This window comes from Emticicia fontis (assembly GCF_054779675.1).
Genome location: NZ_BAAGXU010000054.1, coordinates 1 through 1,145 on the forward strand (window position 1 = coordinate 1; position 1,145 = coordinate 1,145).

Annotated in this window: 1 protein-coding gene; it reads left to right on the plus strand. The window is 34.6% G+C overall.

Annotation, left to right across the window (positions count from 1 at the left end; translation table 11 throughout):
• The first annotated feature begins 94 nt into the window (after window positions 1–94).
• On the plus strand, window positions 95–1,081 hold the full coding sequence (locus tag ACYVFA_RS23230) for an IS481 family transposase (RefSeq protein ID WP_460474260.1): 987 nt from the start codon (window positions 95–97) through the stop codon (window positions 1,079–1,081).
• The last annotated feature ends 64 nt before the right edge of the window (window positions 1,082–1,145 follow it).

Sequence of the window (1,145 nt, forward strand, 5' to 3'; positions counted from 1 at the left end):
TGTGAAGGTTCAATAGATTCGCTACAGTTGGGTAGGATTTAGCTATCTTGAAATTCTTCTATTCTTTTAGTAATTTAGTCTAAATTATATGGTCATGACTAAGTTATCTACAAAGGCACAAGCCAGAAAAAAATGGTTAGAAATCTATTATTCTTGCGGGTCAATAAGCAAAGCTGCTCTTAAATGTGGCATTGCTAGAAGTACTTTACAAAGATGGATTAAACGACAATCTGATGATGGAGAAAAAGACTTAGAGGACAAATCAAAAAGGCCTCATAGATTAGCTCTCCAAAAAATTGATACATCTATTGAAAATCTAGTATTGAAAGTCAGACAGGAGTTTAAATACGGTAAAATGCGAATTTGCTCCCATCTTCTAAGAATTCATAATCTTAAAGTTTCTCCTTCTACAGTTGGAAGAATATTAAAACACTATGCAACAGAACCTTTAAAACGGTATCGTAAAAACACTCCGTTTATCAGGTATAGTAGAAGCATTCCTGGCGAACGAATACAAATGGATGTTTGTAAAATTACAACTGGTCGTTATCAATATACTGCCATTGATGATTGTAGCAGATTTAGGGTACTAGGGATGTACTCTCGCAGAACGGCAAAAAATTCTATTCACTTCCTAGAAAGAGTAGTTGAACAAATGCCATTCCCTGTTCAGCGAGTTCAGACTGATAGAGGGCAAGAGTTTTTCGCTTATTCATTTCAAGAAAAGCTCAAAGAATATTGTATCAAATTTCGTCCTATTAAACCTCGTTCACCACACTTAAATGGAAAAGTAGAACGAAGTCAGCAGACTGACTTACAAGAGTTTTATCTACAACAAGTAGACCTGAAAGATAAAGACTTACCATTTTTATTAGAACAATGGCAATTTCACTACAATTGGTATCGTCCTCACAGTTCGTTAAATAATAAAACTCCTATGGATATTGTAGTTGAGAGATCAGCTATTACTCCTTTCTGGGAAAATGTTGAAGAAGGCTATGATTCTTCTAAAGAGTACATTAGGGTACAGTCTTACAAAAAACAGAAAAGACTGCCCAAAATAAAGGGCAGTCCAATTTAGGAAAATTAGAAAAATACAAATTTTATCTGCTTGCTAGATGTAGCGTTTCTATTGAACCACCACA